General features: G+C 55.4%; 3 protein-coding genes. 1 reads left to right on the top strand and 2 read right to left on the bottom strand.

All coding sequences use genetic code 11. From position 1 onward, the window contains the following. Positions 1-120: 120 nt before the first annotated feature. Positions 121-3,507 (bottom strand): glycosyl hydrolase, encoded by a 3,387-nt coding sequence (locus AC23NW_RS21195; protein WP_487451845.1) that lies wholly within the window; start codon positions 3,505-3,507, stop codon positions 121-123. A 171-nt stretch (positions 3,508-3,678) separates the two neighbouring features. Continuing rightward, a complete protein-coding gene (gene galB / locus AC23NW_RS21190; protein ID WP_487451844.1) occupies positions 3,679-6,144 on the bottom strand; it encodes a beta-galactosidase GalB in 2,466 nt (821 codons plus the stop codon). Positions 6,145-6,430: 286 nt separating this feature from the next. Between galB and AC23NW_RS21185 the strand changes: the two genes are divergently transcribed. Further along, positions 6,431-7,066, top strand: coding sequence for a transposase (locus tag AC23NW_RS21185; protein ID WP_487451842.1), 636 nt, complete (start codon positions 6,431-6,433; stop codon positions 7,064-7,066). The last annotated feature ends 119 nt before the right edge of the window (positions 7,067-7,185 follow it).

Raw genomic sequence — 7,185 nt, 5'->3', positions numbered from 1 at the left:
TTTTGGTCTTTTGTTTATTTTTTTTTTTTTTTTCGGGGGCGCCCCAAATTTGGTTGTTGCCTTTTTTTTGGGGGCCCCCACCACTACACCCTTTCCACTACGCCCCAAACGCTACGCCCATTACTCCACCCCCAGCAACCGGACGGGTCCTGATAAACCGGCGGGCAGGAGCGGTTTGCCGCCCAGCCGGAACGGAGCAGTGGTGTTCGTAATCCGCTGCGGAGCAGGCAGGTGACTGTCACCGATCAGCCGGTTCGCCCAGGTATTGGTGACGGCAACGGTGAGGGTGTTCTTACCCCTTTTCAGGTACTTGCTGACTTCAACACGGTACGGAAACGTCCAGACAACGCCGCAAGGCTGCCCGTTTAAGGTCACATCGGCGAGGTTGTCAACCCGCCCTAAATCCAGCCAGACAGGCGTTGTGGCTTCACCGGCCCAATCAAACGTTTGGGTGTACGCGGCGGTACCGGAGTAATACCGGATGCTACTGTCCGGATGCTGACTCCAGTCCGTCAGTGCCGTAAACGTCTGTGGTATGGATGGCCCGCCAAAAGCGGCGTCAAAAGCGACCTGCCAGCTGCCGGTCAGCGTCATCACCGGCTTGGGTTCTATCCAGTTCCGGCCGATCCGGCGCTGTTCTATGGTGGGTTTTGAAAACACGACGAACAGCGACGCATTCGGCTCAAGCCGCAGCGTCAGTTCGGTCCGGCCGTTTGTGGTTGTCCATTGACCGGCGGTTTGCCAGGTATCGGTCACGGCATCGTATAGCTGCGGTTGCCGGCCCGCCACGCGAAACGATACCCGCAGCTCACGGGCCCGCTCCTCCTGATTTGCCAGAAAGTAAATGTCAGTTGTGTCATCAACGCGGTGTGTCCAGGCCACGTTCCGGGCATAAACGCCCTTGTCATCCGTAACCTGTATATCCGGCGCAACGCCCAGACCGGCAAATGTTCCGGGCATAAAGGGAGTCTGCACTACCCGACCACGGCCGACCGCTTTCACCCGAATCACCGACACCCCGTCGCGAACGGTTGAAAACGTGCCACCCCAGAGCCGGTCGGCCAGTTTCCGGACTGCATCCGGCGCACCCTTACCGGCCACCTGCTCAGACGCGTCCCCGATCAGCAGCGTCGCACCGGCCTCAACCAGCGCCAGCAGTTTGGTTGCTGTTTCAGGCGTTATATACTGATTATTGATCTGCAACGGATTCTTACGCGGCAGGACCAGCAGCCGGTAAGCGGTTCTCCTGGCAAACTGGACGGCATTGCCCGTCACGGCTGCCAGCGTGTGCAGGGCATCCGGCCCGAATGAGTCATAGGCATATCCGCGCAGGGGATCTACCCAGTTTTCGGGATCAGCCATGTTGGCCGAATGCGACACACCGGCCGGTTTCTGGCGCATGGTCTCCCCCACATTGGCCAGCCGGCGCTGTTCGGCCGCGACCACGTCAGGGCCAAAAACACCGGGCAAGGTACTGACTAACCGATCCGGCAACACAGACCGGGCCGGCAAATCGTCACCCGTAAACACCGCGACATCCGCCACCGGCCGGCCACGCTGTAAGAGCGCCTGACACCGCTGTGCATACTCAACCCACGCCTTACCCGGCTTCCACCATGTCTGATCACGCTGAAAATAAAGGCCGACGCCGTCAAGCGTCATGCCCGGTTTGCGGTCCATCCATGGATTGTGGGTAAAGACATGATACACCAGTTTATTGATGCCCAGGGCATAATTACGATCCTGCAACGTTTTCAGCATACCGGGATGCTCGCTCCAATCCATCCGGACGGTAGTAAACCCTTCGGCCTGCACGATGTTTTTGCCGTAAATATGTGCCGCCGAAACGGCATCCAGCATGTCGTTAGGTTTATCGTGGGTCGGGCTGTTGAGCCAGAACTCACCCATCGGAATATCCACCATGCGGTAGTGCGACAGCCCGTCGCTGACCATGGTCGGAGCCACACTTTCGGCTGTGAAGGCCACACCCTGCGCCTTCGCCAGTCCCGCGAGGGTTTTGTAAAATACATCCACAATCAGCTCCGCCACCGTGCGCCGGATATCGTACAGCACCTGCTCCGACGCTTCGGCACTACCAACAGGGACACCCGCCATCACCGGCAACCACGGCAGAAGGTCGTAGCTCCGCCGTTTCCGGAATTCCGCCGCAAACCCCGCCGACCAGTTCTGACTACCGCACTCCCAGCTATCGACATGGAAGGTCGTCAGTGCATCGCGGTCGGGGCCGAGCTGCCGCAGGGCTTCGCCGTACCAGCGGTCAAACTGCAACCGGATGGCTTCCGGATTGAATTTATCACACTCCAGCCCCTTTGCGGCCCCGCCGGTCGCATTCGTATGACCGGTCGAGGTATGCCCCATGCGCAGGATTGTCCAGGAGCCTGCCGGCGCCTGCCAGGTCAATTGTCCGGCGGTATCCATGTACTTCGTCAGGTTCAGCAGTTGGCCGGCCGGTACGCAATCTGCCACCGGAATTTGCTTACCCGTACTACGTTCGCTTACCCGCCAGACGGCCGCTGATTTCCCCTCAAACTGATCTATCCGTGCTTCTGCCGACGGAATCAGGCCAATCAGCTTAAAACCGGGTTTCCACTTGGCGGCATCCAGGTCCTCAGCCCCCGGCTCCGAACCGGCTTTGTCGTAGGTAAACCGGAAAAAGCGGGCGGTAGTAGGAGCAATGGCATGGGTGGCGTCGGCGTCTGTATCCTGCCAGCCATGCCGTGGTGGTGTCAGGCGGCCAGCAGACCGGAAGGTTTTTCCGTCGTCACTGACCTCAATCTTCAGGCGATGGGCCTGATAGTTGTTGCCTCCCGTCCGGATCAGTATCGACCGGCAGGTAAACGGCCGGTCGTAGGCAAACTGAATCCAGCAGGTAGAATCACTGCGGAACGCTTCCTTGTTGGCCGGATTGACCAGAAACTGGGGCGATCCCCCCGCCTTGCTGGATGTGACAACCGGCACCGGCGCGTTACCGTGACGGTTGGGGTAGGCATAAACGGCAATGTCGCGGTAATAACCCTCTACCGTTGCCGGCTGCGGCAGATGAAGCGTCACCAGCTTCCCGCCCTTCACCGTAGTAGTGCTGTAGACAACCTTCTGCATCGACAGTTCGGGCGTGATCCAGGGACCACCGGCAAGGGCAAACCCGTCGCTTACGTGCATGCCCATGTGCAGCCCCAGCCGTTTGGCCTCGCGCATACTATGGCGGACCATCTCCCACCAGCGCGGGCTGAGCTGCTCCGTGGCCGGCGAAAAGAGCGGCGGATTCGTGGCACCCTTGATCGGCATCAGGTAAGCCCCCCCGATGCCGGCCTGCTGCATGGCCTCCAGATCGGCGGTGATGCCTTCTCTGGAAACACCCGCCTGCATCCAGTACCAGAACACCCACGGTTTGGCCGCATCCGGTTTCGGCACCGGCTGAGCCCATACCGACACCTCTACCAGCAGACAACAGAGCAATAAGATTATTCTTTTATTGAGAATGGACATACTACGGCGCTATTTTCTCTTGATTTCGTATTTCTAACTCCCTCAATTGCGAGCCAAACTTGCAGGGATTTGTCCGGCTACATAAAATTTATACCACATAGCCACATAGAAAACAAAGATTTTTTATCTCTTATGTGCCCTATGTGGCTATGTGGTAAAGAGGTAATGAACTCATTTTCTGGCTTCAATCACGACTTCGGCGCTTTGTAAGCCTTCGGAAACAGCCCGTAGCCGGACAGTACCCGACGTTTCAGTAGCTTGCAGGATGGCCAGACACAGCCCGTTGTAGGCCCGCCGGTAACTGGCTTTAAACGGCTCAAGGCTTGCCTGATAGCCATTATCGACACCGGCAATCGTGGCGGGACCCGCTACGTCAAAACTGATCAGGTGGGTTGCATCGGGCACCAGATTCCCGGCTTCGTCCAGCACCCGGACGGTGATATAGGCTAAGTCTTTCCCATCGGCAGCAATAGCGGTACGGTCGGCAATCAGCCGGATTTTAGCGGCCTTTCCGGCTGTCCGGATTTCACGTGTCTGCACAACCTGCCCGTTTTTCCGCGATACAGCTTTCAGGGAACCGGCCTCAAACGGCACCCGCCACATCACATGCAGATCGTCACCGGTTTTGCGGCGTACACCCACTGATTTATCATTTAGAAACAGCTCTACCTCGTCGGCCTGGTTGTAATAGGCCCACACATCGACGGGTTTGCCTTTGGGCCAGTTCCAGTGCGGAAACACGTGGAGTACCGGCTCACTGGTCCATTCGCTCTGGTAGAGGTAATACACATCTTTCGGAAAACCCGCCAGGTCCAGAATACCGAAATAGGAGCTCCGCGCCGGCCACGGATACGGATGGGGCTCGCCGAGGTAATCGAAACCGGTCCAGACAAACAGCCCCGCGATGTGCGGATACTTTTTTACCACCTTCCACGTCTGTTCGTGGGTAGAACCCCAGTAAGCCGCCTCATTGTCGTAAGCCGAGGCGGTCCAGTCGGGGTTGCCTTCGGTGAAGTCGCCTTTGGGTTTTCCCCACATCCGGACCGAGTCAGACGGCATGTCGTAATGGCCACGCGTCTGCAACGACGAGCCTGTTTCTGAAGCCAGTACGGGAACATTTGGGAATAGTTTCGGGAAGTCGGGGTAGGCCGTATGCTTATAGTTGAAGCCCAGCACATCCAATGCACCCGACTGGTAAATGAAGTTTTTTTCCGGTACGTTTTCGGTCAGTGCCGACGTAATGGGGCGGGTAGGATCCAGCGCCTTCACAATCCCGGCCAGCTCACGGGCAATCGTAATCCCGGTTGAATCGAACTGCTCCCGAATTTCATTACCGATACTCCAGAGAATAACCGACGGATGGTTCCGGTCGCGTTTCACCATCGTTTCCAGATCAATCCTGTGCCACTGATCCCAGTCAAGACCATAATCGCGTTTCGACTTTTTCTTTTTCCACATATCAAACGCTTCGTCCATCACCAGAAAACCCATCCGGTCGCAGAGATCCAGAAATTCCGGTGCCGGCAGATTATGGGATGTACGGATGGCATTACAACCCATTTTCTTCAGCAGTCCGAGTTGCCGCTCCATAGCCCGCACGTTGACGGCTGCGCCCAACGCGCCAAGATCATGGTGCAGGCAAACGCCGTGAATTTTCGTCGGTTTGCCATTGAGTGAAAAGCCCGCTGCGGCATCAAACCGGAATGTCCGGATGCCGAACCTCGTGGTATCCCGATCCACAAGCCGTGTTCCGGTATATACCTCCGTAACCAGCGCGTACAGATCGGGCTGTTCGACCGACCACAGTTGCGGGTTTGTTACGGTCAGTTGCACCGGCTCCGGCAGGGAGGTAAGGCTGTCGTTCAGTACCTTGTTTTGCTGCTCCTGTCCGGCTACCAGTTTGCCCTGCGGGCTAAACAAGCGCGTCCGGACTGACACCCGTTCCGGTGTGGCAGTGGTTTTGCGCAGAGTCAGTTGTAAGGTCACCGTAGCTTTTTTGTCCGAAACAACCGGCGTGCGTACAAACGTCCCCCACTGATCGATGGCTATATCTGATGTGAGCACCAGCCGCACATTCCGGTAAATGCCCGAACCGGAATACCAGCGGGTGTTGGGCTGTGCCGAGTTATCGACCCGAACGGCCAATACCTGCGGCCCCGTCGTCAGATAAGGCGTTAAATCATAGCGGAACGAGCTGTAGCCACTGGCCCGCGTTCCGAGCGAGTGACCATTAAGCCACACCTCGCTATGCCGGTAAATACCATCGAACTCAACGTATACCCGTTTACCGACAGCCGTAGCAGGCAGTGTAAACGTCTTGCGGTACCAGCCAATGCCGGTCGGTAAAGCCCCGCCCTGGGTAGTGGTGAGGTGGTGCTCGCTGAACTGCCCTTCGATGCTCCAGTCGTGCGGCAGGTTCAGTGTCCGCCAGTCGGCATCCGCAAACGCCTTATCTTTCGCCGCCGGATGATCGCCTAAGGCAAACCGCCAGTTTTTAGTAAAGTCAGTCACCACACGGGGTGGTTGCTGCGCTCTTGCCGGCAGCAGCAACGTCATGAGCAACAGTCCGATGAGGGTTGTCAGGTGGAAGAGGCGGTTAGTATAATGTTGTATAATCCCTGCAACTAAATGCTTCATTTCCGGCGGCAGAAGAGGGACAAAACCCCTTCAGAATACAAAACTATCCCCGAATGAGCGCATAGCCGTCCACTATCTTTCCGTTTGATTGTAGGATCTTGCTATGAGGAGCTATCAGGCCTTTCTTTTGAGGCGGACCTTCCTGGAAGTTTAGAACTTCCAGGAAGGTCCACCTCAAAAGAAAGGTAAAACCCAAGACCAATACAGAAATTGTAGTTCAATCAATAATAAACTATTGCCTTTTGCTGAACCCGGTCAGTACCTTTGGTTAAATCGCCGTAAGCTAATGAGCAATAAAGAATTACCGCTGTTTCCCGAAAAAACATACCATGTATACACCCATGCGAACGGGAAAGAAAATCTGTTTGAGAACAAAGAGAATTACCATTATTTTCTAAAACGTTACGCTTACTTTATCGAACCCATTGCGCATACATTTGCCTATTGTCTGATGCCGAATCATGTACATTTTCTGATCAGGCTCAGAGAAACTTCGGTATTACAAGAGGCAAACAGACGATTTATTGAAGCCAGAACACCAGGAAGAGAAGCAAATCCATTAACAGAAGCGTTATTGCCTGCGTTTATAAGCAGAACCTTCGGCAATTTATTCAGCTCTTATACGCAGGCGTTCAACCGGCAGCAAGACAGGAAGGGAAGTTTGTTTATTCCCGCTTTCAAAAGAAAAGAGGTTAATACTGATGCCTATTACATAAAATTGGTGCATTACATTCACGCCAATCCGGTTCATCATGGCTTTGTCAATAACCTGGCTGACTGGGAATACTCCTCTTATCACGCGTTATTGTCAGAAAAAGAAACCAAACTTTGCCGTTTGGAGGTAATGGCATGGTTTGGTGATAAACAAGCATTTATACAGTTTCATAACCTGGCTTCTGTGACGAATGATTGGGAATTCTGATACTGTTAATGCCGGAGGGGCGGACCATCCAGGAATGTTAGAAAATACACGAAGGTACCCCCCACCCGCCCCCCAGCAAAGTTATTTATAGCCCCCCCACCCACCTCCCCCACCCCGAC

This window comes from Arsenicibacter sp. R0_47, assembly GCF_057652235.1.
This window is presented reverse-complemented; position numbering and strand designations above follow the sequence as displayed.